Source organism: Bacillus sp. FSL R9-9410, assembly GCF_038050385.1.
GTDB lineage: Bacteria > Bacillota > Bacilli > Bacillales > Bacillaceae_G > Bacillus_A > Bacillus_A cereus_U.
In genome coordinates, this window is record NZ_JBBOTV010000001.1 from 4,271,349 (window position 1) to 4,295,898 (window position 24,550).

Below are 24,550 nucleotides of genomic sequence, written 5' to 3' on the forward strand. Positions count from 1 at the left end.
ATTCTACTGCTGCCCATACCCTTCAAACTTCTTCGCCAAATTCTCCATCTCGTCTTCTGGCAGTAATTTCGGTTCTCCGATACTTTTCGTTTGATAATAAATTTGAGCACAAAACTCTATTTCTTCTGCAATAGTAAACGCCATTTTTATATTATTCGCACCAGCCATTAAACCATGATTCGCAAGTAAAACTGCACGACGATCAATCATTCCTTCAAAAGCAGCCTCTGCTAATTGCTTCGTACCAAACGTTTCATACGATGCACAGCGGACATTCGGTCCTGCAAAAGCAATTAAATATGACACAGCAGGAAGTTCCCATCCTAATGATGCGATTGTCTTCGCATAAGGAGAATGTGTATGTACAAGCGCATTTATATCTTCACGATTTCTATAATAGATAAGATGCATATCTAATTCACTTGATGGTTTTCTCCCTCCCTCTATCACTTCACCATCTAAATTCAATATAACTACATCTTCAGGCGTCGTTTCATAATAATCTAAACCGCTTGGGCTAATTGCAACAAGACCTTGTTCACGATTAAAAATACTAATATTGCCGCCAGTCCCCTTTGTTAAACCACTAGAGATCATTTTCTTTCCATACGCTACAATTTCTTCTCTTTCGTTTTGCAATAACATATACATCCCCCTAAGTATGAAGCTTATGATGACTATTTTTCTAAAAAACTATCTACTTATTGAAATAGCTTTTTAAAATTCTCCGTAAACGGTGCTTTCACAATTCCTTTTTCCGTAATAATCGCTGTTACATTGTCAGATGGCGTGACATCAAATGCCGGATTGTATACTTTACTTCCTTGCGGAGCAGAGTATTGTCCGAAACGATTAATCACTTCAGAAGCATCCCTTTCTTCAATTGGAATTTCTTTTCCTGTCAGTGTTTTCAAATCAATTGTCGGCGTTGGTGCTGCTACATAAAACGGAATGTTATAATATTTAGCTAAGATCGAAACACCTAATGTTCCAATTTTATTTGCTACATCCCCGTTTGCTGCTACGCGGTCACATCCAACGATTACTGCATCAATTTTCCCTTGTGACATGACCATTGCTGCCATATTATCTGTAATGACCGTTACATCAATTCCCGCTCGCTGCAGTTCTAATGCTGTTAACATTGAACCTTGTAATCTAGGGCGTGTTTCATCGGAATAGATTTTTAAGTCCCATCCTTTTTCTTTCGCTAAGTACATTGGAGCTGTCGCAGTACCATACTTAGTCGTTGCTAAAGCACCTGCATTACAATGCGTTAATACCCCCATGCCATCATGGAATAATGTTAATGCATGTTCTCCAATTTGACGGTTAATTTCTTCATCTTCTCTATGAATCTCTTTTGCTTCTTCTAATAATCTATCTTTCAACTGCGCAATTGATAAGTGAGCATTCTCTTTCGCTACACTTTCCATTCTTTCAAGCGCCCAAAATAAATTTACTGCCGTCGGTCTTGATGTCGCTAAGTATGCACATACCTTTTTTACTTCCGCTATGAATTCTTCCGCCGAACTTTTCGTAACTTCCTTTCCCCCTAAATACACACCGTAGGCTGCTGAAACACCTATTGCCGGTGCTCCTCGTACTTTCATTACTTGAATCGCATCCCACACACCCTCAGCCGTTTTAAAAGATTCATAGATTACTTCGTTCGGTAATACCGTTTGATCCAATAACACTAAAGCATCATCTTTCCACTGAATTGGTATTAATTGCTCTGCCATCATCTTCTCCCCTTACTTCGCACTATGCATTGACTGTTTTTTTAACGTTTCTACAAAGCTGCTACCTGTTTTATATTGATTCGCTTGTAAAATAAACTTCTTCGCTGCCTGAAGACAAATTCGCTCCGCTCTAGCACGCGCTGCATCATTCTCAATACAAGTCATATCCTTTACCTTCGCTAGACCAACAATACGACGAATTAACTCAAGACCCGTCACTGCAGCTGTATCCTCTAATACAGATTGTAAATAAACTCGGTTAAAGCCTTCTTCCTTCGCCATAATCTCTGTCACATGAATATCCCAAGCATCTAAAAACTTCTTCTTAAATAAATCAATTACATCTATCATGGTAGATTCTATCCAGTTCATATATGTATCTTTCTCAATACCAGCTTGCATCACTGCATCTGCATTCACCCAAGCAAACATTAAATTTGCCATTACATTCCCAACGTCATATCCCATCGGTCCATAAAAAGCAAATTCAGGATCAATAACCTTTGTAGAATCACTTTTTACAAAAACAGAACCAGTATGTAAATCACCGTGAAGTAGCGCTTGTGCATTCGTCATAAACGAAAACTTAAGTTTTGCTACTTCTATACGAAGCTCTTTATCACTATAAATATGCTCTCTAATCCATCCTTCATTTAATTGAAACAATTCGTTGCGTTTATTATGATCTGTGAATGGCTCTGAATATACGAGGTCCTCTGTAATCTCACACAACTCAGGATTTATATAATTCTTCACGAGTTCCTTCTTCTCTTTATGATTCATTACAACATCTGATGTTAATAGAAGAGTATTTACCATAAAAGTAGTTACATCATCAGCAAGCCTCGGAAACATTTGATGATTTATGAGTGCTGTGCGTAATATTGTGTGATCTGATAAATCTTCCATCACGCAACAATTCATCACACTATCAAACAAATATACATTTGGCGCGAGTCCAGGTGCTAACTTTCCTTCTAATCGCAAAACATCGGATTCTATACGGATTCGATTCGTCGACAACTTAAACTCATCTGAAATACGCGCTGTATCCCCAGCTTGCTTTACAATGACAGAAATGTTCTTCTGTTCATCCCAAACGCGGAACACATAATTTAAATTACCATCACCTATTTCTTTACACTTTAGCCCCTTTGCATGTTCGAACTTAGGTAATTTCTCTTGCACATATGCAATCACATCTTTAGCTTCCATTAAAAAATACTTCGTGAACTTAGACATGGTTTCCCCTCCACACTAAATGTAAACGTTTTCTAAAAGCCGTGAAAAAATAATAGACTGAAATTTTTTCAATCTATACTATATCTTCTTTATTGCAATACATATCTCGTTTTTATTATATCTTGTTAGAAATGAGCGTCAATGTTTCTATTTCTCATTGCAATATAGTTCTTATTATATATATTTAAGCTGACAATAATTGTTCACAAAGATTCCGATACATTTTGTTTTATTTATTACACAATTCTTTGTACAATAAAATAAGAAGTTACTTTTCAAATCCACAACTTCTAAGAAATATTTCCTTCCTAAGAATTTATACTTACACCATATCTCTAACATACACACTACTCTTTCAAACACTCATTGAAAATTTATGACTTGGAAATTACCTTTTAATTCGCTAACAGCCTTAATTGAGAATAAATATTAATTAAATTGGTATAAAGTTGGTTTATTCTCTTGACAAAATAACCACTTCTATATGATAATTAATATCGAATTAGAATTATTATAGTTAATTAAAAAATATATTTTATGAGCAAACTAATTTCCGATGCTCAAAACCAACCTTTAGGAGGAATTTTAATATGTTATTAATCGGCACAGAAGTAAAACCGTTTAAAGCTAATGCTTACCATAATGGAGAATTTATCCAAGTTACTGACGAAAGTTTAAAAGGAAAATGGAGCGTAGTTTGTTTCTACCCAGCAGACTTCACATTCGTTTGTCCAACTGAACTTGAAGACTTACAAAACCAATACGCAACTCTAAAAGACTTAGGCGTTGAAGTATACTCTGTATCTACAGACACTCACTTCACTCACAAAGCATGGCATGATAGCTCAGAAACTATCGGCAAAATCGAATACATTATGATTGGTGACCCAACTCGCACAATTACTAGCAACTTCAACGTTTTAATTGAAGAAGAAGGTCTTGCTGCTCGTGGTACATTCATCATCGATCCAGACGGCGTTATCCAATCTATGGAAATCAATGCTGACGGTATCGGCCGTGACGCAAGCATTCTTGTTAACAAAATTAAAGCAGCTCAATACGTACGTAACAACCCAGGTGAAGTTTGTCCAGCTAAATGGCAAGAGGGTTCTGCAACACTTAAACCAAGCCTTGACCTTGTAGGCAAAATCTAAGGAGTTCGATCAAAATGATACTAGATGCAGATATAAAAACACAACTATCCCAATACCTTCAGTTAATGGAGAACGATATTTTACTTAAAGTAAGCGCAGGAGAAGACAACGTATCTAAAGATATGTTAGCTCTAGTAGATGAATTAGCTACTATGTCATCTAAGATTACAGTAGAAAAAGTTGAACTAGAGAGAACACCAAGCTTTAGCGTAAATCGCCCTGGCGAAGACACTGGTATCGTATTCGCTGGTATTCCATTAGGACACGAATTTACTTCATTAGTGTTAGCTTTACTACAAGTTAGTGGACGTGCTCCAAAAGTTGAACAAAAATTAATCGATCAAATCAAAAACATTCAAGGCGAATATCATTTTGAATCTTATATCAGCCTAAGTTGTCATAACTGTCCTGATGTTGTACAAGCTCTTAACGTGATGAGCGTTCTAAACTCTGGTATTACACATACTATGATTGATGGCGCTGCATTCAAAGAGGAAGTAGAAAGTAAAGACATCATGGCAGTACCAACTGTTTACCTAAACGGCGAATCTTTCGGAAGCGGTCGTATGACACTTGAAGAAATTTTAGCTAAAATGGGTAACGGTCCAGATGCATCAGAGCTTTCTGATAAAGATCCATACGATGTTCTTGTTGTTGGTGGCGGCCCAGCTGGTGCAAGTGCAGCAATTTATGCAGCACGTAAAGGCATCCGCACTGGTATCGTTGCTGAGCGCTTCGGTGGTCAAGTAATGGATACTATGGGTATTGAGAACTTCATCAGCGTAAAACGCACTGAAGGTCCTAAGCTAGTAGCAAGTCTTGAAGAGCACGTAAAAGAATACAACATCGATGTAATGAATCTACAACGTGCGAAACGTTTAGAGAAAAAAGAACTTATTGAAGTGGAACTTGAAAACGGCGCTATTCTGAAAAGTAAGAGCGTAATCGTTTCAACAGGTGCTCGCTGGCGTAATGTTGGCGTACCGGGTGAAGCTGAGTTCAAAAACAAAGGTGTAGCATACTGCCCACACTGTGACGGTCCATTATTCATCGGAAAAGACGTAGCGGTTATCGGCGGTGGTAACTCTGGTATTGAAGCAGCTATCGACTTAGCAGGTATTGTTAAGCACGTAACTGTTCTTGAATTCATGCCAGAATTAAAAGCTGATGCTGTATTACAAGAACGTCTTAACAGCTTACCAAACGTAACTGTTCTGAAAAACGTTCAAACGAAAGAAATCACTGGTACTGACAAAGTAAACGGTATTTCTTACATCGATCGTGAAACTGAAGAAGTTCATCACGTTGAATTACAAGGTGTATTCGTTCAAATCGGTCTTGTGCCAAACACAGACTGGTTAGGCGAAACAGTTGAACGCGTTCGCGGTGAAATCGTAACAGACAAGCACGGCGCTACAAACGTACCAGGAGTGTTTGGTGCAGGTGACTGTACAAATAATCCGTACAAACAAATCATCATCTCTATGGGTTCAGGTGCGAATGCAGCTTTAGGTGCATTTGATTACTTAATCCGTAACTAATTATATAGACGTGAGTTTTAAAAAAGCAGGTGCCAAGGCACCTGCTTTTTTTATAACCCTAATGTATAAACTAAAAATCTCTCATTCCCATTCTTCTCATAAGCACCCGGCAATCTAACTTCTCTCTTCAATTCAAATGCAGTCTGATTCTCCAAGAAGAAAATATAATCTTCAGAAGGATAGTATAAAATAATATCAATTGCTCTCTCCGCCGCTTCTACCGAAAGCAAAATGTTATTTACTACGTTCATAAACACTTGTACAGAAAATGGATTGAAGAAATAAAATCGGTTATCACGCGGATCAATCTCGTATTCCTGTGCTAAACAACATTCAAATTGAATTTTATCTTTACTGTTTCTTACCTTCCTTGCATAACGTTCACGATTTTCCATTGCTTCTTTATAAAACTCTTCATTCATTTCAATTCCAACCGCTGATGCATCGCACTTATGATGCATGTAAAAATTCAATCTCCCTTTTCCACATCCAAAGTCTACAATTCGATCGCTACTTTTTATCTCATATTGATTCAATAACTCATCCAACCCGCTATATGGTGTCGGTTCATAACGGTGATAGTGCATAGACTTATTAAAGCCTTTTTGCTCACCGACAGTTTTTATATGTAATACAGCATCGTAATATTGTTCGTTCATTCGTTTGCTCCTATTAAGAAATATTACTATTATTATACACCACGTACTGAATGCTCATTTTTTATCAAATTAATTGGTGCGTGAAATTACACAGTCGTTTCGACAAGGAATATCGACCTTCCAACAAATTCCTACAAAAAAACAGGAGCTTTCTAGCCCCTGTCTTCCAGCACTTTCAATACAGTTTGTTTCAATATTTCTACTCCATCCATTATACAACTATGATCAAACTTCATATACGGATGGTGTAATCCAGGTTGTAGGTTTGCCCCTAGTCCGAGCATGACAGCTTTTAAATGTGGTCTCTTCACTGTGTAGTAATGGAAATCATCGCTTCCTGTCGTATACAGCGGTCCGGTACATCCCTTTTCTCCGTACACTTCAAGAATACCTTTTCGCATAAAGCGCTCAGCTTCTTCTGACACTTCAGCTCCTGGTGCGAGATCGATCCACTCATAAGAAAGTTTAGATCCCATTGATTCAGCTGACTGAATTACTTGCTCTATTTTTCGCTTCAATTTATCTAGTAATATGTTATTTTCTGCTCTTACATCTAAACTAAAATGCCCGTTACCTGGAATAATATTTAGATTATCACCACCAGCTTGGCATCTCGTCATCTTAACAGAATACGACGTCTGCGGCGGTAGCCATATATTTTTCAATCCAATATTAATCATCGAGATGACATCAATTGCATTTATACCTTGATGTGGGCGTGCCCCGTGTGCATCATCTCCATGAATCGTCCCTTCTAAAAATCCTGCTGCTCCGTGACGAATAGATGGTGCAGCTTGTTTCAAAGGCAGTTCTTCAATTGGTCTTAAATGAACACCAAACAAGAAATCAGCATCATCCACGGCGCCCTTCTCTACCATCTTTAAGGAACCATTCCCTTTTTCCTCTGCCGGCTGAAAAATAAATCTAACAGTACCGCCATCCCATCTCATATTTTTCAATTGTAAAATAAGGCCTATCACAATTGTCATATGAGCATCGTGGCCGCATGAATGATTTGCTTTAAATTCTCCGTCTACTTCTTGCCATAACGCATCCATATCAGCACGAATCGCGATAACTGGATTCCCGCTTCCGATTTCAGCAATCACGCCAGGGCAATCATCAAATATTTTATATGAAATTCCTTCTTCTTTTAGAAAGTTAGTAATATAAGCTGTCGTTTCATATTCCTTCCAGCTTACTTCAGGGTTTTCATGTAAATGCTGAAAAATTTCAGTTAAACGCTCTTGTAGTTCTAATGTTTTCAACTTTTCATTCTCCTTCCCAAATTACAAACCATTAAAGTTAATTATATTTCTGAAAAAACAGATGTTTTTATGAACATATTGAATTTTAAGAAAAAAGTCAATTGTTTATTTTCGAATGCTATCTATAACTCATTTCCACTCACTTTATACAGATAGAACATTCCTTATTTTCTGTTTTTTATTGACGCTTGTATATATTTTTAGTTATTATAACTTAATAAACGTCTATTTTGCGACAATTCTAAAAATACAAACATACATAATGAGGAGGCCTTTTATGAAAAAAGAAATACCTTTTGGCGTAGCAATAATCCCTATTATCATTACAGTTGCAGTTATGATGGTTACAATTGTTGTATTAGAACAAAGCCCTCACGTCCCACTTATTATCGGTACAACCGTTGCTTCTATCGTCGCTTGGCGATACGGTTACAAATGGAATGACATTGAAGAATCGATGTATAAAGGAATTCGCCTTGCATTACCCGCTATCGTTATCATTATTCTTGTAGGTTTAACGATCGGTGCTTGGATTGGCGGTGGAATCGTCGCTACTATGATTTATTACGGCTTAAAACTTTTAACTCCATCACTATTTTTAGTTTCAATTACAATTATTTGTTCTATCGTTGCATTAGCAATCGGTAGCTCCTGGTCTACAATGGGAACAATTGGTGTTGCTGGAATGGGAATTGGCCTAAGTATGGGAATCCCAGCTCCAATGGTTGCTGGCGCTATAATTTCCGGTTCTTATTTCGGCGATAAAATGTCACCGCTTTCAGACACAACAAACTTAGCCGCAGGATTAACAAATACAGATTTATTCACACATATTCGTCATATGTTATTTACTACAATTCCAGGTTTAATTATTACTCTTATCGTTTATGCGTTCTTAGGAAGAAGCTTTGGCGATAACAATATTGATGCAAAAAGCATCGATCAAACGTTACAAGTATTGCAACAAAACTTTGTTATCTCGCCTTTCCTATTAATTATACCAGTAGTTGTTATGGTATTGGTCGCTAAAAAAGTCCCTGCTATACCAGCTATTCTCGTAGGTGTTATTTTAGGATTCTTATCACAAGTCTTTATTCAAGGTGGTTCTGTCTCATCAGCTGTCGGTGCACTCCAAAGTGGATTTGTTATAGACACTGGAAACAAGCTAGTAGACGAACTATTTAACCGTGGTGGCTTAAGCTCTATGATGAATACAGTCTCTATGACAATTGTCGCTATGACTTTCGGAGGAGTACTAGAACATACTGGTATTCTTCGCTCAATTGTAAATCAAATTTTAAAATTAGCGACATCATCAAAAGGACTTATCGCTTCTACTATCGCATCTTGCTTTGCAACGAATCTTACTTGCTCTGAACAATATATTTCGATTGTTGTTCCTTCAAGAATGTATGCAAATGCGTACACAGAAAAAGGACTACATTCTAAAAACTTATCCAGAGCATTAGAAGATGGTGGAACATTAACTTCTGTTTTCGTACCTTGGAATACATGTGGTGTATTTATACTCGCAACACTTGGAGTAGGCGCATTCGAATATGCTCCTTATGCTATATTGAATTTCATCGTACCTATTATTTCAATCATTTATGGTATAACTGGCTTCACAATTACGAAGCTATCGGATATTGAAAAAGCAGACCTAATAAAAAAACAAAAAGCGCAACTAGAAGCTTAAAATTTTTGAAACGAATACAATGGTAAATTCAGCTCATATATTGCGCGAGGGCGCCCTTGTTGATAGGGCATTTCCTCGCCGCAAATATTGGCATACCTGTAATCAACTAATTTCTTTAACAGCCTTTCCGTCGATCGCCGAGTCACTTGTAAGTACTCCGAAAGATCGGCCGCTGTAAATTTCAATGATGGATGCGATTGACTAAATTGAATAATTTTTGACAAGTTTGCAGGACTAAGCTTCGTTTCCTTCGCTATTTTCATTAATTCAGGATTATCGTTTTTTAAACTTTGTACTCTCTGTTCTTTCGGGAACGGACCAAATAATTCTTTATCACTTGTTAGTATATAAAAGCGGCGCTCTATCGGATTATTTTTTGCGAAACCTTGAGCGATTTTTGCATTTTGTTCCGCTTCATTTACTGTTTTTCCGTAACCAAATCCAATCGATACCGCTCCTTCTATATTCGTAAATAAACGATCTATCGTATTTGTTTTTGTACTCGATTCGATATCACCACGAGTTGTATACAAAATAAAAGTCATTTCATCAACTTGTTTAAATGAACCACGTAATTCTTTTGAAATTACATTTAATTGTTCGAGCGATCTTTCTTGTAACTCTACAAAGGATATAATACAAGCACCAACAGTAGCTGAATGGCTTTTTGCTAACTCAGCTTTTATTTTTGCATCTTTTAACCCATGTATAATTGATTGCGTCGGATCTATCATACGCTCTGAAGGAATACCTATTTTTTGAAGTTCGTCGTAGACAGCGTGAATACTAGTTAAAGCTAAATCAACCTCTCCAGATTGATATTTAGCTAAATGAAAATCAATGATGCTCTTAATTTCATCATTACTCCATAACATATTTTCATAATCCATCACTTGCGGCGTTTCTTTCAGACCGATATCATGGAACACATTTGTAATAAACGAACGATCTACTAAATCAATTGAAATTTTATGAGGTTGGATACTTTGATGATATATGATAGAAAGGAGTGAAGATGCGACAGTTGTCTCGTCTTGCTGTAAGTACGTACTTGGAATTCGCAATTGTTCTCTTATTTCTTTTGCCATATAATAAGGTAGGGCACCCGAGAAAAAGATAGCATCACAAGGTTTTAAACGCTTTAATATTTCAGAAGATTCTGCCGGGTGAAGGTAAATATATGGATCAATCTCTATTTCTTCTAGTTTATGAGCAATAGGTAAAAGATTCTCCATAAACTCTTTTGAACCGACAACTGCAATTTTTATCATCATTTTCTCTAACTCCTTATCATTAATTAACGACTATTTAACGTCAACTATATCAAATGTACAAAACCATTGTAAACAGGAAGGGGTCTTTATTCAATGAAAATTACAGCTATTCATCTTTACGCAATTCGTTTACCGCTTCGCGATCCGTTTGTTATTAGTTATGGTTCTTATTCTGATATGCCTTCTATTATCGTCAAAATGGAAACAGATGAAGGTATGATCGGTTACGGTGAAGGCGTTGCCGATGATCACGTTACAGGTGAATCATGGGAAAGTACTTTCCATGTTTTAAAACATACACTAGCTCCTGCTCTAATTGGGCAAAATCCAATGAATATCGAAAAAATACACGATATGATGGACAATACAATTTACGGTATTCCTACTGCGAAAGCTGCGATTGATATTGCTTGTTTTGATATACTGGGTAAAAAATTAAATCAGCCTGTATATCAATTAATTGGCGGACGCTACCATGAAGAATTTCCTGTCACTCACGTCTTAAGTATTGCAGGTCCAGAAAATATGGCTGAAGAAGCTGCCTCTATGATTAAGAAAGGTTACCAATCTTTCAAAATGAAAGTCGGTACAAATGTAAAAGAAGATGTAAAACGAATTGAAGCTGTACGTGAACGTGTAGGAAATGATATCGCGATTCGTGTTGATGTAAACCAAGGCTGGAAAAATAGCGCAAACACATTAACAGCACTTCGTTCATTAGGACATTTAAACATCGACTGGATTGAACAACCTGTTGTAGCCGATGATATTGACGCAATAGCTCATATTCGTTCTAAAACAGACATTCCGCTTATGATTGATGAAGGACTAAAAGGCTCTCGTGAAATGCGCCAAATCATTAAATTAGACGCAGCTGATAAAGTAAATATAAAACTAATGAAATGCGGCGGCATATATCCAGCTGTAAAACTCGCTCATCAAGCTGAAATGGCAGGTATTGAATGCCAAGTTGGATCCATGGTCGAATCATCTGTTGCCTCTTCCGCAGGATTCCATGTCGCTTTCTCAAAAAAAATCATTACTAGCGTCGAGCTAACAGGTCCATTAAAATTCACGAAAGACATCGGAAACTTACATTACGACGTACCATTTATTCGCTTAAACGAAAAGCCGGGACTCGGCATTGAAATAAACGAAAATATATTACAAGAATTAACCGTCTTTCAAGACGTTGTACGCTAAAGGAGGACTAACACATGACGACTCTTTACGAAGGAAAATTAAAACAAAACAACGATCCATTTCACGTTACATTACTATCTTTAGAACATATGGAACAAATTTTATCATTACAAAACGTTGTAGTTGAAGCGCTAGAAGATAAAGGTCGTTTACAACCACTCTCGCTAGAAGAATTTCAGTACATTCTAGAAGGAAACGGAATGATGATCGGTGCCTTTATAGAAAACGAGCTCATCGCATTTCGTGCCCTACTAGTCCCTCCTATCGACGATGAACATTTAGGACTTGATATTGGCCTACCAGAAAGTCAGCTACACCGCGTCATCTATCAAGAAATCTCAAACGTTCATCCAAACTGCCGAGGAAATGGCATGCAAAAAATATTAGCAACAGTCATCATGGACGAATTACAAAAAGAAGACAGCAAATACGATTACGTTTGCTGCACCGTTGCACCTTTCAACATTCCTAGTTTAAAGGATAAGTTCGCGCAAGGAATGGAAATTGCTGCTCTGAAGGAGAAATATGGTGGTAGTATGCGGTATGTTTTTGTGAAGGAATTACGTAAGGATACAGAAAGAGATTGGACGGATGTTAAAGATATTCCAATGAGTGATGTTAGTGAAAAGCAAGCGTTGCTTTCGGAGGGGTATCGTGGATATGAGCTGGAGAAAATAGATGGGAATTTCGTTGTGAAGTTTGGACGATAATTCCTACGCCCGAAAAAGGAGATGTCCACTGTGACATCTCCTTTTTTCGAGCCGTTGAACAATTCTGTGGTAAATAAAATTATATCAACGATTTTTCGAATATATCTATCACAACTCACAATATATCAACGATTTTTCAAATATATCTATCATAACTCACAATATATCAACGATTCGACAAGAAATATCGATTTACCGACAAAAATCGATATTCCCTACTAAACCGTCATCTTCCAACTCGATAACGCTAACCAGTTTTCCATTTCCTTATAATCAGGCATTATCTTCCCAACAAGACGCCAAAAAGAACGATCATGATTTAAATGAACCATATGACACATTTCATGAACAACTACATAATCGATTACTCGCTGTGGTGCCATTGCTAACTTCCAATTGAAGGTTAGCTGTAAATTCGAATCACAAGTTCCCCACGTACGGCTACTATCTGTAATACGAATAGAACGCGGTTTTGTTTTAAAGTTACTTTGATGCTCTTTAATACTCTTCTCTACTAATGCTTTGCACTGCTTATAGTAAAATCGTTTCAAAGCTTGTTGTATTTTCTCATCCTTAAGCTCATTCACATAAATGTGTAGCTTATCCCCTTCAAAAACTGCATTGTCTTGCGTAATACTTGCATCTTGAGAAATCTGTATCGGATACGTATTCCCTAAATACAGAAAGCCCTCTCCTTGATCATAACCCTTTTCCTGTGGACCAAGCGCTCGATCCTGCATTTCCTTACGGGTTTTCTGAATCCAATCCCATTTCTCCTCTAGCAACTGGACTAAGTATTCAACAGGCGTCCCTTTCGGAGCTTGCACTTCCACATTTCCATACGAATCTACATAAAGACGTACTGATTTTTTCTTCTTATAAGTTATATGAAAATTAATTGTCTCACCTAAATATGTATGTACCATTTCATCACCTAACGTATTCGTTCATAATTATTTTTGCAAATAAAAAAGAGCAGGCTACTAACGTCCTACTCTACCTATTATATCATTTACTGCTTTAACAAACTTATTATCCTCTATACTTTACAGCTAGTCCCTTTAAGAAATTCCTTGCGTATCTATCGCCGCACTCTTTGTAATTCTTATGGCCTTCTTTTCTTAATAGAGCGCCTAATTCTCCTTTTGTTACGATGACTCCTACGTCTTCTAATATATCAAGCATATCTTCACTTGTTAATGATAGTGCTATCTTCAATTTTTTTAGAACGAGATTATTAACACTTCCATTACTCTTTAAAGACATCGCTTGTCTATCCGATTGCCCTGGTTTTGGATCTTGTTTTCCTCTTTCAAAAGTAATAAAACCATTCAAAAATGACTCTAACATAACATTATTGCATTTGATTTCGTAATCATTTTCAAATACATCACTATCATCGTCAGCTTCATCATAGTAACTGTTTTTTAATTTTGTCAGCATCTTTCGCACTTCTTCTTTTGTCACTTCTACGCCACCAAGTTTAAATATCTCTACCATATCAATATCTTTTATATCCAGAGCATATCTTACTCGAATTAAAATATCATTATTGCTTATAGCCATTGTGTTTCCTCCTGAAATGTTGATTATAGTAATGCTTTTAGCATGTGTAAATTAATGTCGTTAAGTTACTACTTTAACATTTTAGAGGTAGGTTTTGTAGTCTTAGGTGGATTAATGCTTGTGGGGATGATTTTAAAACAGCAAAAAAGGATGGGATAATCGTGCGAAATTACGGATGGGGATTTACTATTAATTAACACACTTGAAAATGGACTAACCTGATATAGGTTAGTCCATTTCTTTTTATGCAACTCTAATTTAGTGGGAAACTCAAACATGAATGTTTCGCAAAATTCAGGTGAAATATATTGATTATGTTTACTTAAGTTTTACTTTTTATTTGTGGTACAGTTCACCGTAACTAATCTAAACGAGGTTATTATTCATTATTTTCATAATTAAATTTAACAAAAAAGGTAGTGCCTTCCGATCCTGTTTGAATTTCTATTTTTGCATTATGACGGGCAGCAATGGCATAACATATGCCTAACCCCAATCCAGTTCCATTATCTTTGGTCGTGTAAAATGGAGTACCCAGTTTCTCTAATACTTCAGGCCTGATACCTTTTCCTTGATCCCGCACTGCAAGCACCACACAATTTTGACCTTCCTTGTAGGTACTAATGGTTAGAACTTTCCCTGTGCTCATCGCTTCTAAGCCATTACGGTATAGGTTTATTAATAATTGTCGTATCTCATTACGATTTAAAAATAATTCCGGAATGTCATTTGTATCGACTTGAATAGATTTATTTTGATTATACGTATCAATCTTTATTAAAGGAATACTATCGTGGATAATTGAATTTAAATCTAACATCTGCAAATCCGATTTCCTTGTATTACCGATCGAGAGAAATTCAGTAATAATAGAATTGGAACGGTCAAGTTCTTCAATCATTAAATTAAAGTACTTATTATGTTTCTCATAGGTGTTCTCTTCTTTTAATAACTGCAAAAATCCTCGTACTGTTGTCATTGGATTTCTAATCTCATGGCTGATACCTGCTGCCATTTGCCCTATTAAATCTATGTTGGATAACCTTTTCAATTCCTGCTCATATTGCTTTTTTTCCGTTATGTTTTTAAAAATACAACAAATACCATCATCATACGGGTATGCAATAACTTCGTGCCAATATTCATCAGAGATAGAAAAAAATTCGAAATGAACTGTAGTTCGCTCTGACATTGCACGATGAAATTCCTTATATATAACTGCGTCGACGCTACTCGGGAAAACCTCCCATATATTCTTACCTAATACATCTTTTGCTGTTTTTCTTTGTGGAAAATATTGATGCTTATTTACGTACGTAAATTCCCATTTATTATTCAAAGTAAAGAATCCATCCGTAATACTTTCAATCACACTTGTAACTTTTTCATTAGCAGCAGCTAGTTCTCTCGTTCGCTCTTCCACCATACTTTCAAGTTGATCCATATATAACAAGTTTGAAAACGTAGGAGCTGTGGCATCAACGATAGATTTTGCCAGTTGAATTTGGGAATTATCGTAATTGTGAGCTTTTCCCTCTTTGCCAACGACGATTACCCCTAATATTTCTCCCATTGAAACCAATGGAATCATCAGTAGACCCTTACTATCTATATTTTTTGTTTGAATAACCTCTTGGATTTTGGCTTCATAGCTTTTCTCCATCCAATCCGCTTCTGTCCAATCACAGTCCTTGCTTAACTTCGTTGTTTTAATCGTTGTTTTGTCTAGCGGTTCTAAAAGGTGGGCAACCATGTTTTTACTCTCTAAAATCTGTCCTAAGTAAAAAAAACATTTATCAAAACTCTCCTGTATCGAGGAACACATTGATAAATCACGGGTAACATTTAGTAACAGCTGCTTCTCGGCAATAAGGTTTTCCTTTTGTGTTAAATTATTTGCGTTTTGAATTGCGACCGCAGCCATATTTACATAAGCTTCAACACTTTGAATTTCTGAATCTGTTAAGTTCATTGGAACTCCATAATCAAATAAAAAAACCAGACCAAATAACTCTTGCCCAAATGAGATAGGCAGAGCTAATAAGGACTTAATTTTGAACGCATCAACTGGTCTCGGATCCGGCCGATGATCCTTTGAGGTATCAGGGATATAGATGGTTTTTTTGGTTTCAATAACTTCTTTTGCCAGTAAGTCTATTTCAGGATCAATTACCTGAGTATCGAGCGTTACGCCATTTATGGTCTCTGGTTTTCCTGCAAACCCTCTAAATGTTCCATCTTCCTGGGGTAAATAAATTCCAACAGCGTTGCACCTAACAATCTCCTCTGATATCGCCATTGTTACACGCTGCAATACTTCACGTAGTTCTAATTTTGTATTTATTATTTTTGTTATATTCGCGAGCCTAGAATATCTCGTCTGATCACTTAACATTCACATAGCCTCCAAGTTATAGGCATAATAAAATAAACATGATAATATCAGTGAAAATCAAGACCAACCTGCCATTTTCAATTTTCTCCTGTATTCTTTTCTTACCCTTGTTTTACATAGAATACCTCACTTACTTATGATACGGTTCACCTTAATTAAAATGGAACAAACACTCATAAAATCGCTACACCCTATCCCCTCTAACTTTCAAAAGTTACACTGTTTCACTATCTCCATCCTTATCAACACTCGCCTCAAACTTATCAAGCAACGCACGCACTTCATCAGTTGATTTCGTGTTCATCAATTGATTTCTTAGTTCAGCAGCTCCAGGGAATCCTTTTACATAAATTTTGAAGAAGCGGTGAAGCCCTGTGATTGAGCGTGGTAGTACTTCTGCATATTGATCTTGAAGGTCAAGCTGCAGTCTTAAAAGATCGATATATTCTTTACTGCTATGTTCTCTCGGCTCTTTTTCAAAAGCAAATGGATTTTTAAAGATTCCTCGTCCGATCATAACGCCATCAATACCGTATTTTTCAGCAAGTTCCATTCCAGTTTGACGGTCAGGAATGTCTCCGTTGATTGTTATTAGCGTATTTGGTGCGATGCGGTCACGTAATTTTTTGATTTCTGGAATTAGTTCCCAGTGTGCATCTACTTGGCTCATTTCTTCTCTTGTACGTAAGTGAATAGAAAGGTTTGCAATATCTTGTTTAAAAATGTGCGTTAACCAATCCTCCCACTCACTTAACTCTTTAAAGCCAAGTCGTGTTTTTACACTGACAGGTAGTCCGCCCGCTTTTGCTGCTTGAATAAGTTCTGCCGCAACGTCTGGACGTAGAATAAGGCCACTACCTTTTCCTCTTGATGCTACATTCGGTACAGGGCAGCCCATATTAATATCGATACCTTTAAATCCTAGCTCTGCCATACCAATACTCATTTGGCGGAAATATTCAGGATTATCTCCCCAAATATGCGCGACTATCGGCTGTTCATCTTCTGTAAAAATTAAACGGCCACGTACACTTTTCATACCTTCTGGATGGCAATAGCTATCCGAGTTTGTAAACTCTGTGAAAAATACATCTGGGCGACCAGCTTCACTTACTACGTGACGAAAAACAACATCTGTCACATCTTCCATTGGTGCAAGTACAAAAAACGGTCGTGGTAAATCACTCCAAAAATTATCTATCATTTCAAATTCAAATCCTCTCACTATGAATACATCTTCAAACTCTCAATTTATAATTTGTGAAAATCAGCAATATTTATTTTAACTAAAATCGCTTATGAATGGTATTTTTATAAACCAAAAAGCAGATGGTATAGATTTTTTCTATATCAACTGCTTTTTTATTATACCAACTTAAGCCAAGCCACACACTCCACATGAGTAGTATGCGGGAACATATCAACAGGTTGTACTTCCTGTGTTTTATATCCGCCTTCTTCTAGTACTTTTAAGTCGCGTGCTAATGTTGCTGGGTTACATGATACGTATACGACGCGCTTTGGCTTCATGTCGATGATTGTGTTTAGTAATGCTTCGTCACAGCCTTTACGCGGTGGGTCTACGACCATTGTGTCGGCGATTACGCCTTCTTTGTACCATTTAGGAATGACTACTTCTGCTTCTCCTACGCCAAATTCAGCGTTGGTCATGTTGTTTAGTGCTGCGTTTCGGTTTGCGTCCTCGATTGCTTCTGGAACAATTTCAACACCGTATACTTTTTTCGCTTTTTGCGCTAGGAATAAGGAGATTGATCCGATTCCGCAATAGGCATCAATTACTGTTTCGTTACCATTTAACTTTGCGTATTCTAACGTTTTATCGTATAGCACTTTCGTTTGTTCTGGGTTTACTTGATAGAATGAACGTGCTGAAATCGCAAATTTAATGTCACCGATAAAGTCATAAATATATTCTGATCCGTACAGTACTGTCGTTTTGTCTCCGAAAATAACGTTTGTACGTTTCGTGTTTACGTTTTGAACAATTGATTTTACTTCTGGGAATTTCGCTGCGATTTCTTCAATGATTGCTTCTTTATTTGGCAGTTCAGCTGTACGTGTAATGAAGACAAGCATAATTTCCCCTGTTACTTGTCCGTAGCGGGCCATTACGTGGCGAAGTGTTCCTTTGTTACGCTCTTCGTTATACGCCGAAATACCGTTTTTTTCACAAATACGTTTTACTTCTTGAATTAATGCATCGTTTTCTTCCGCCTGAATTAAGCATGATTCCATATTAATGATGTCATGCGTTCCTTGACGATAGAAACCAGCTACAAGTCCACCTTCGCGTTCTCCAATTGGTACTTGTGCTTTATTACGGTATACCCACGGGTTCTTCATGCCCAGTACAGGATGAACAGGAACATCACTTAATCCGCCGATGCGCTGCATAACGTCACGTACTTGTTTTTCTTTCGCTTTTAATTGTCCTTCGTACGTTAAGTGCTGAAGCTGGCAACCTCCGCACTCGTTGTACACGGGGCATTCTGCATCTTTACGATATGGACTTTCTTGATGAAGCTTCATTAAACGACCAAACGCGAAGTTTTTCTTCACTTTAATAATTTTAATTTGTGCTTCCTCACCTGGTAATCCGTTTTTTACGAAAATAGGATATCCCTTCACTTTCGCAACACCGGCACCATCATGTGTTAAATCTTCAAACACTACATCTATAAACTCGTTTTTTTCAACTGGTGGCGTCATTTTTGTACTCATTTTCCGACCTCTCTTTTTCATAACACTGCGTTACATTTTATCATACTTATATGGTCTATTTCTATTGGAAGAAAAAAAGCTATTGACGATAGTTCTCTAGTAATGTTACGCTACTACTAATTTAATACGGACGATGTTACCTCATATATAGTCGATAATATGGATCGAGAGTTTCTACCCGGCAACCTTAAATTGCTGGACTATGGGGAAAACTAATGAATATTAGCCTATGTATAAAAAAGACTCCTATTGATTAGCTTTCTCTTATAGATGAAAGTGAATCAATAGGAGTCTTTTTTTTTTTTTTTCAAAAAGGTCAGACATCTTACGTATGACATGAAACTTCCATTACTTTATTTTTAGTAATATAACGAGCGTTTTATGTAAAAACTTTATACGAACTTCTGAAAGGGGCAACTACATGCAATATGTAATGAGCATTATCGGTATTCTTGTCGTTTTAGGTTTATGCTTTGCTTTGTCAAACAATAGAAGTAAAATCAACTTCCGTGCAATTGCTATTATGATTAGTTTCCAAATTTTAATCGGTTGGTTTATGTTTGGCACAAAGATCGGACAGCAAATTATCATCTTCATTAGTAAAGTTTTCAACAAACTAATTAAACTTGGTACGACAGGTGTCGATTTTCTCTTTAATGGAATTCAAAGAGATTTTGTCTTTTTCTTAAATGTATTATTAATTATCGTATTTTTCTCAGCACTACTTTCTATCTTTAGTTATTTAGGTGTTTTACCATTCATCGTTCGTATTGTCGGCGGTGCACTTTCAAAAATTACTGGTTTACCGCGCGTTGAATCATTCCACGCAGTAAATTCTGTATTCTTCGGTTCAAGTGAAGCGTTAATCGTTATTAAAAATGATTTACAACATTTTAATAAAAACCGTATGTTTATCATTTGTTGTTCAGCAATGAGCTCCGTTTCTGCTTCTGTTACAGCATCATACGTTATGATGTTAGATGCGAAATATGTATTAGCGGCTCTTCCGCTAAACTTATTCTCAAGCTTAATCGTTTGTTCATTATTAACACCAGTTGATACGAAAAAAGAAGACGAAGTGGTTCAAAAATTTGATAGAAACCTATTCGGAGATAGCCTTATCGGCGCTATGATTAACGGTGCGCTTGATGGTTTAAAAGTAGCTGGTATCGTTGCTGCGTTAATGATTGCCTTCATTGGTGTTATGGAAGTTGTAAACTACGTAATTAGCGCTGCTTCAGGTGCAATGGGATATGCTGTTACTTTACAACAAATCTTCGGTTATATACTTTCTCCATTCGCATTCTTAATGGGTATTCCAACTCAAGATATTATCCCAGCTGGTGGTATTATGGGTACGAAGATTGTATTAAACGAGTTTGTAGCAATCCTTGATTTAAAAGGCGCTGCTGCAACATTAGCTCCACGTACAGTTGGAATCGTTACAGTATTCTTAATTAGCTTCGCAAGTATTAGCCAAATTGGTGCGATTGTTGGTACAATCCGTGCACTTTCTGAAAAACAAGGAAGCATCGTATCTAAATTTGGTTGGAAAATGCTATTTGCATCAACACTTGCTTCTATTTTATCTGCAACAATCGCTGGATTGTTTATTTAATAAAAAATCACCTTACTCTTTTAAGTAAGGTGATTTTTTTATTATCATCATTTAAGAAACTGAAGAAAACTCTAATGCCTCTTCCTTATTAATAATTTCTCCCTTATATTCACCTTTCACCGAAATATCAATAATTGATTTATTTCCTGTTTCCATTTTCCCTAAAGAAAACATATATATTAAGTCATCTTTTTTTAACATCCATTGTTTTCCGTGCCAAGGACCAGTTAACTTCTGTTCTGGCGATGCCAGTATTTCTCCAAAATATTCACATTCGCCTAGAGATGTTTTTACTGTATTCTTCTCCGTATCAATAACTATATATTTAAGAAGTTTTATACTTTCACTTGAAAAAATCTCTACTTCATGTTCACTTTTTTTCTTGAATTTCAGCTTTCCATCCTTTGTATTAACCAATTTACTTTGATCAATTGCATTTAGTACAAACTCATACTCTTCTTTTGTAACACCGAAATTAGGATGATATGGAAAACTTTTTTTCTCTGCATGCTCTTCTACGTATTTTAAATACCATTCCATATTATTCACTAGATGCTCTCTCATTCTTTGACCAATATTCCCTACCTTTTTAAGAGCATCTGGATCCATCTCTAATGTCATAATATCCGCCGTCACTTCCGCATTCATAAGATGCGGCGGAATATACTCTTCCACACTATTCGCTTTACTCGTTTCACTTTGACAACCGACTATGAATAGCGATATGAGAAGGATATATACTATTTTTTTATATTTCATTTCTATTCTCCACTCCATACATCATTCTTACTTAAATTTATAGCGGTTTTATTATAGTCTAAAACCCTTATATTTTAATATAAACTAATCTATATATGCAAAATTGCATATTAATAAACCTTTCTCTTACTTTAAAATTAACTTAAATCATTTACCAAAATATACAAATCAGAAGCTTACAATGTTATAATTTGTAAAAAAAACGTTGGAGGATATTATGAAAGCCCACGCCCTTTTCGACTTCTTACATTTATTAATTTTAAGCATGAAAAGCTATTATGTATGGGGTATACCTATCTATGTCTTCATTATCCCTCTTATCTTTGTGGTCGGTTATATTATTATCAATTCTAATAAGAAACGAAAGAATATCTCTATTCAAAGTCACTAACCTACCCTTCACCTAAAAATGCTATGATGAACAAGGGTATATCCCCACCCCTCTTACAGAGGTGGGGATTTTAAATGTAAGTATGCAACATAATACACAATAGAAGGTGATTTTATGAGAAAATACGCAGCGATTGCTTTATGTACGTCTGCCATTCTAGCAGGCTGTAACACAAATAATGCTAGCCCAGAACCTGCAAAAGAGAAAAAGGTACAAGAAGTAAAAAAACAAGAAGAGACTGTACAAACACAAGGTGAAATTTCTTATAATCCAATTACGCACGAATCTACAAACTCAAATATTCATATTACAGACATAAAGGATTCTTTAACCGAAGTACAATATAAAATTTGGCGCTCTGCTGATGGAAAGGAAAGTGCTAAATCTTTTTCTTCTAAAGAGAAAGATCAACAATTTACACTGCCCTTTGATATAAAAGAATTTGAAGGAAAACGCGGTGAATACCAAATTGAAGCTACAGGAACAACAGAGGGCGGAAAAGCTATTCCACTTACGAAATCTACTATTACTTTCGAGCAAAAAGTTCCTGTTCTTATGTACCACGCAATTGATGATTATCATGGGCAAGGTATTAAAGATTTATTCGTATCACCCGCTAACTTTGAAGCACAAATGAAGTATTTAAAAGACAATGGTTATACATTATTAACATTTGAACGCTGGAGCGATATAAATAAAGTAAACAAGCCGGTTTTCGTTACATTTGATGACGGTATGAAAAATAATATGAATGCATTTCGCATTTTACAAAAGCTAAAAGATGATACTTTTAAGCCAGCGGCAACGGAATATATGATTGTTGATAACGTTGATGTAGAAGGCGCCCTTTCTACATCTGAAATAAAAGAAATTGTTGATTCAGGTATTTTTTCTGTACAATCCCATACAGCAACACATGCAGACTTGCCGAAAATTACAAACTATGAAGAAGAGTTAAAAGGATCAAAAGAAACGCTAGAGAAAATAACAGGTAAGCCTGTTATCGCAATTGCTTATCCATTCGGTCATGTAGACGATAAAGTTGTCGCAGAAACAAAGAAATACTATCAATTTGCAACAACAACGAAGCCTGGACAATTCATTACGAAGGGTGAACCCGATGAGTTGTTAAAAATGAAGCGTGTTCGCATACACCATACAACTACTGTGGAGCAATTTGCTTCTTCGATTAAATAACTATTAGAGCTCAATACATTTTGAGCTCTCTTTTTACGTTATATTTATATATATTTTTAGAATTTTCTTGTATTATATATAGTAAGAAATCTTTCAAACTAAAGGAGATTATACATATGTCATTTGAACAAACGTTAGAGAAGTATGCTGCCCTTGCAGTCAATGTTGGTGTTAATATTCAGCCCGGACAAACTTTATCAATTAGTGCACCTCTTGAGGCTGTACAGTTTGTACGCCTCGTTACAGAAAAAGCATATCAATCTGGTGCAAAACACGTATATGTTGATTGGAATGATGAGACGTTAACACGCTTAAAGTTCGATCTAGCTCCTGAAGAAGCTTTCTCTGAATTCCCTTCTTGGAAAGCACATGCTCGCGAAGAATTAGCAAAAGAAGGCGCTGCATTTATGTCCATCTATGCAGAGAATCCTGATCTATTAAAAGGTGTAGAACCAAAGAAAATTGCAACAGCTCATAAAGTAGCTGGAGAAGCGATGAAAGTATACCGTGATTATGTACAAGCAGATAAAGTAAGCTGGTGCGTAATTTCTGTTCCTACGAAAGAATGGGCTGCAAAAGTATTCCCTGACGTAGCGCCAGAAGAACAAGAAACAAAACTATGGGATGCTATCTTCAAAGCTACTCGTGCTGATTTAGAAAATCCTGTGGAAGCATGGAAAGAACATGATGAAACACTACATACAAAAGTAGATTACTTAAACGAAAAACATTATAAAGCTCTTCACTATACAGGTCCTGGAACAGACTTAACAATCGAACTTCCAGAGAAGCATGTATGGGCTGGTGCTGGTAGCTTAAATGAAAAGAACGTAGCATTTATGGCTAACATTCCAACTGAAGAGGTATTTACAATGCCACTTAAAACAGGTGTGAACGGCCAAGTGTCTAGCACAAAACCGTTAGCATTTGCAGGTAACATTATCGACAACTTTACGTTAACATTTGAAAACGGACGTATCGTAGACTATAAAGCTGAATCTGGTGAAGAAGCTTTAAAACATTTAGTAGAAACAGATGAAGGTTCTCACTTCTTAGGCGAAGTAGCTTTAGTACCTCACGATTCACCAATTTCAAACACAAATATTTTATTCTACAATACGCTATTTGATGAAAATGCATCTTGCCACCTTGCAATCGGAAATGCTTATGCATTTAACTTAGATGGCGGGAAAACAATGTCTAAAGAAGAACTTGCTGAAAATGGTGCGAACGCTAGTATTACACATGAAGACTTCATGATTGGTTCAGCTGAGCTTGATATCGACGGTATTACAGCTGATGGAAGACATGAGCCGATCTTCCGTAAAGGTAACTGGGCGTTTTAATTTCATGAATATAAAAACACATTGGATTACCCAATGTGTTT

General features: G+C 36.4%; 20 protein-coding genes and 1 riboswitch. Of the genes, 8 read left to right on the forward strand and 12 right to left on the reverse strand.

The window, feature by feature from the left end; all coding sequences use genetic code 11:
- Positions 1 to 3: 3 nt before the first annotated feature.
- From MKX77_RS22150 to mtnK, 3 genes are read right to left on the reverse strand one after another with little or no spacing between them, the layout of a single operon-like run.
- Positions 4 to 645 carry an L-fuculose-phosphate aldolase gene (locus MKX77_RS22150; RefSeq protein ID WP_215555083.1) on the reverse strand — a complete coding sequence of 214 codons (642 nt, stop codon included), beginning with the start codon at positions 643 to 645 and terminating at the stop codon, positions 4 to 6.
- Positions 646 to 701: 56 nt separating this feature from the next.
- Positions 702 to 1,745, reverse strand: a complete 1,044-nt coding sequence (mtnA, locus tag MKX77_RS22155) for an S-methyl-5-thioribose-1-phosphate isomerase (protein WP_341307818.1) — start codon at positions 1,743 to 1,745, stop codon at positions 702 to 704.
- A gap of 12 nt (positions 1,746 to 1,757) precedes the next feature.
- A complete protein-coding gene (gene mtnK, locus MKX77_RS22160; protein ID WP_341307819.1) occupies positions 1,758 to 2,987 on the reverse strand; it encodes an S-methyl-5-thioribose kinase in 1,230 nt (409 codons plus the stop codon).
- 590 nt (positions 2,988 to 3,577) lie between these two features.
- Here mtnK and ahpC point away from each other — a divergent pair.
- Together ahpC and ahpF are read left to right on the forward strand one after the other, a co-directional pair.
- Positions 3,578 to 4,141, forward strand: coding sequence for an alkyl hydroperoxide reductase subunit C (gene ahpC / locus MKX77_RS22165; protein ID WP_002115711.1), 564 nt, complete (start codon positions 3,578 to 3,580; stop codon positions 4,139 to 4,141).
- A 14-nt stretch (positions 4,142 to 4,155) separates the two neighbouring features.
- Entirely contained in the window at positions 4,156 to 5,682 is a 1,527-nt protein-coding gene (gene ahpF / locus MKX77_RS22170; protein WP_341307820.1) for an alkyl hydroperoxide reductase subunit F, read from the forward strand.
- A gap of 50 nt (positions 5,683 to 5,732) precedes the next feature.
- Here ahpF and MKX77_RS22175 read toward each other — a convergent pair whose 3' ends face one another.
- On the reverse strand, positions 5,733 to 6,341 hold the full coding sequence (locus MKX77_RS22175) for an SAM-dependent methyltransferase (RefSeq protein ID WP_341307821.1): 609 nt from the start codon (positions 6,339 to 6,341) through the stop codon (positions 5,733 to 5,735).
- Between the two features lie 152 nt (positions 6,342 to 6,493).
- Entirely contained in the window at positions 6,494 to 7,609 is a 1,116-nt protein-coding gene (locus tag MKX77_RS22180; protein WP_341307822.1) for a M20 peptidase aminoacylase family protein, read from the reverse strand.
- A gap of 277 nt (positions 7,610 to 7,886) precedes the next feature.
- Between MKX77_RS22180 and nhaC the strand changes: the two genes are divergently transcribed.
- Positions 7,887 to 9,308: a Na+/H+ antiporter NhaC gene (gene nhaC, locus MKX77_RS22185; RefSeq protein WP_341307823.1), complete on the forward strand. Its 1,422-nt coding sequence runs from the start codon at positions 7,887 to 7,889 to the stop codon at positions 9,306 to 9,308.
- Here nhaC and MKX77_RS22190 read toward each other — a convergent pair.
- Positions 9,305 to 10,582 carry a transcriptional regulator gene (locus tag MKX77_RS22190; protein ID WP_341307824.1) on the reverse strand — a complete coding sequence of 426 codons (1,278 nt, stop codon included), beginning with the start codon at positions 10,580 to 10,582 and terminating at the stop codon, positions 9,305 to 9,307. The genes nhaC and MKX77_RS22190 overlap by 4 nt on opposite strands.
- A 93-nt stretch (positions 10,583 to 10,675) precedes the next feature.
- Between MKX77_RS22190 and MKX77_RS22195 the strand changes: the two genes are divergently transcribed.
- Positions 10,676 to 11,785 (forward strand): mandelate racemase/muconate lactonizing enzyme family protein, encoded by a 1,110-nt coding sequence (locus tag MKX77_RS22195; RefSeq protein WP_341307825.1) that lies wholly within the window; start codon positions 10,676 to 10,678, stop codon positions 11,783 to 11,785.
- A gap of 14 nt (positions 11,786 to 11,799) precedes the next feature.
- Entirely contained in the window at positions 11,800 to 12,495 is a 696-nt protein-coding gene (locus MKX77_RS22200) for a GNAT family N-acetyltransferase (protein ID WP_215555075.1), read from the forward strand.
- A gap of 218 nt (positions 12,496 to 12,713) precedes the next feature.
- Here MKX77_RS22200 and MKX77_RS22205 read toward each other — a convergent pair whose 3' ends face one another.
- From MKX77_RS22205 to rlmD, 5 genes are all read right to left on the reverse strand, one after another.
- Positions 12,714 to 13,421, reverse strand: a complete 708-nt coding sequence (locus MKX77_RS22205; RefSeq protein ID WP_215555074.1) for a M48 family metallopeptidase — start codon at positions 13,419 to 13,421, stop codon at positions 12,714 to 12,716.
- A gap of 106 nt (positions 13,422 to 13,527) precedes the next feature.
- A complete protein-coding gene (locus MKX77_RS22210; protein WP_215555073.1) occupies positions 13,528 to 14,061 on the reverse strand; it encodes a YehS family protein in 534 nt (177 codons plus the stop codon).
- Positions 14,062 to 14,440: 379 nt separating this feature from the next.
- A complete protein-coding gene (locus MKX77_RS22215; RefSeq protein WP_341307826.1) occupies positions 14,441 to 16,456 on the reverse strand; it encodes a GAF domain-containing sensor histidine kinase in 2,016 nt (671 codons plus the stop codon).
- Between the two features lie 214 nt (positions 16,457 to 16,670).
- Positions 16,671 to 17,660: a tRNA dihydrouridine synthase gene (locus MKX77_RS22220; protein ID WP_341307988.1), complete on the reverse strand. Its 990-nt coding sequence runs from the start codon at positions 17,658 to 17,660 to the stop codon at positions 16,671 to 16,673.
- Between the two features lie 161 nt (positions 17,661 to 17,821).
- Positions 17,822 to 19,198: a 23S rRNA (uracil(1939)-C(5))-methyltransferase RlmD gene (rlmD, locus tag MKX77_RS22225; RefSeq protein ID WP_341307827.1), complete on the reverse strand. Its 1,377-nt coding sequence runs from the start codon at positions 19,196 to 19,198 to the stop codon at positions 17,822 to 17,824.
- 121 nt (positions 19,199 to 19,319) lie between these two features.
- A riboswitch (purine riboswitch) is annotated at positions 19,320 to 19,421 on the forward strand.
- A gap of 198 nt (positions 19,422 to 19,619) precedes the next feature.
- Here rlmD and MKX77_RS22230 point away from each other — a divergent pair.
- Positions 19,620 to 20,816, forward strand: coding sequence for a NupC/NupG family nucleoside CNT transporter (locus tag MKX77_RS22230; protein ID WP_016093450.1), 1,197 nt, complete (start codon positions 19,620 to 19,622; stop codon positions 20,814 to 20,816).
- 51 nt (positions 20,817 to 20,867) lie between these two features.
- On the opposite strand, the gene MKX77_RS22235 is transcribed toward MKX77_RS22230, so the two are convergent.
- Positions 20,868 to 21,575, reverse strand: coding sequence for a hypothetical protein (locus tag MKX77_RS22235; RefSeq protein WP_341307828.1), 708 nt, complete (start codon positions 21,573 to 21,575; stop codon positions 20,868 to 20,870).
- Positions 21,576 to 22,080: 505 nt separating this feature from the next.
- Between MKX77_RS22235 and MKX77_RS22240 the strand changes: the two genes are divergently transcribed.
- A complete protein-coding gene (locus MKX77_RS22240) occupies positions 22,081 to 23,163 on the forward strand; it encodes a polysaccharide deacetylase family protein (protein WP_341307829.1) in 1,083 nt (360 codons plus the stop codon).
- A gap of 116 nt (positions 23,164 to 23,279) precedes the next feature.
- A complete protein-coding gene (locus tag MKX77_RS22245; RefSeq protein WP_341307830.1) occupies positions 23,280 to 24,509 on the forward strand; it encodes an aminopeptidase in 1,230 nt (409 codons plus the stop codon).
- The last annotated feature ends 41 nt before the right edge of the window (positions 24,510 to 24,550 follow it).

What these genes read in the sequence shown, in the direction of transcription:
- mtnK (WP_341307819.1), bottom strand. Translation starts at nt 2,987, where the DNA reads ATGTCTAAGTTCACGAAGTATTTTTTAATGGAAGCTAAAGATGTGATT.
- MKX77_RS22235 (WP_341307828.1), bottom strand. Translation starts at nt 21,575, where the DNA reads ATGAAATATAAAAAAATAGTATATATCCTTCTCATATCGCTATTCATA.
- MKX77_RS22175 (WP_341307821.1), bottom strand. Translation starts at nt 6,341, where the DNA reads ATGAACGAACAATATTACGATGCTGTATTACATATAAAAACTGTCGGT.
- MKX77_RS22240 (WP_341307829.1), top strand. Translation starts at nt 22,081, where the DNA reads ATGAGAAAATACGCAGCGATTGCTTTATGTACGTCTGCCATTCTAGCA.
- MKX77_RS22200 (WP_215555075.1), top strand. Translation starts at nt 11,800, where the DNA reads ATGACGACTCTTTACGAAGGAAAATTAAAACAAAACAACGATCCATTT.
- ahpF (WP_341307820.1), top strand. Translation starts at nt 4,156, where the DNA reads ATGATACTAGATGCAGATATAAAAACACAACTATCCCAATACCTTCAG.
- MKX77_RS22150 (WP_215555083.1), bottom strand. Translation starts at nt 645, where the DNA reads ATGTTATTGCAAAACGAAAGAGAAGAAATTGTAGCGTATGGAAAGAAA.
- mtnA (WP_341307818.1), bottom strand. Translation starts at nt 1,745, where the DNA reads ATGGCAGAGCAATTAATACCAATTCAGTGGAAAGATGATGCTTTAGTG.
- rlmD (WP_341307827.1), bottom strand. Translation starts at nt 19,198, where the DNA reads ATGAGTACAAAAATGACGCCACCAGTTGAAAAAAACGAGTTTATAGAT.
- MKX77_RS22215 (WP_341307826.1), bottom strand. Translation starts at nt 16,456, where the DNA reads ATGTTAAGTGATCAGACGAGATATTCTAGGCTCGCGAATATAACAAAA.
- MKX77_RS22195 (WP_341307825.1), top strand. Translation starts at nt 10,676, where the DNA reads ATGAAAATTACAGCTATTCATCTTTACGCAATTCGTTTACCGCTTCGC.
- nhaC (WP_341307823.1), top strand. Translation starts at nt 7,887, where the DNA reads ATGAAAAAAGAAATACCTTTTGGCGTAGCAATAATCCCTATTATCATT.
- MKX77_RS22210 (WP_215555073.1), bottom strand. Translation starts at nt 14,061, where the DNA reads ATGGCTATAAGCAATAATGATATTTTAATTCGAGTAAGATATGCTCTG.
- MKX77_RS22230 (WP_016093450.1), top strand. Translation starts at nt 19,620, where the DNA reads ATGCAATATGTAATGAGCATTATCGGTATTCTTGTCGTTTTAGGTTTA.
- ahpC (WP_002115711.1), top strand. Translation starts at nt 3,578, where the DNA reads ATGTTATTAATCGGCACAGAAGTAAAACCGTTTAAAGCTAATGCTTAC.
- MKX77_RS22190 (WP_341307824.1), bottom strand. Translation starts at nt 10,582, where the DNA reads ATGATGATAAAAATTGCAGTTGTCGGTTCAAAAGAGTTTATGGAGAAT.
- MKX77_RS22245 (WP_341307830.1), top strand. Translation starts at nt 23,280, where the DNA reads ATGTCATTTGAACAAACGTTAGAGAAGTATGCTGCCCTTGCAGTCAAT.
- MKX77_RS22220 (WP_341307988.1), bottom strand. Translation starts at nt 17,660, where the DNA reads ATGATAGATAATTTTTGGAGTGATTTACCACGACCGTTTTTTGTACTT.
- MKX77_RS22205 (WP_215555074.1), bottom strand. Translation starts at nt 13,421, where the DNA reads ATGGTACATACATATTTAGGTGAGACAATTAATTTTCATATAACTTAT.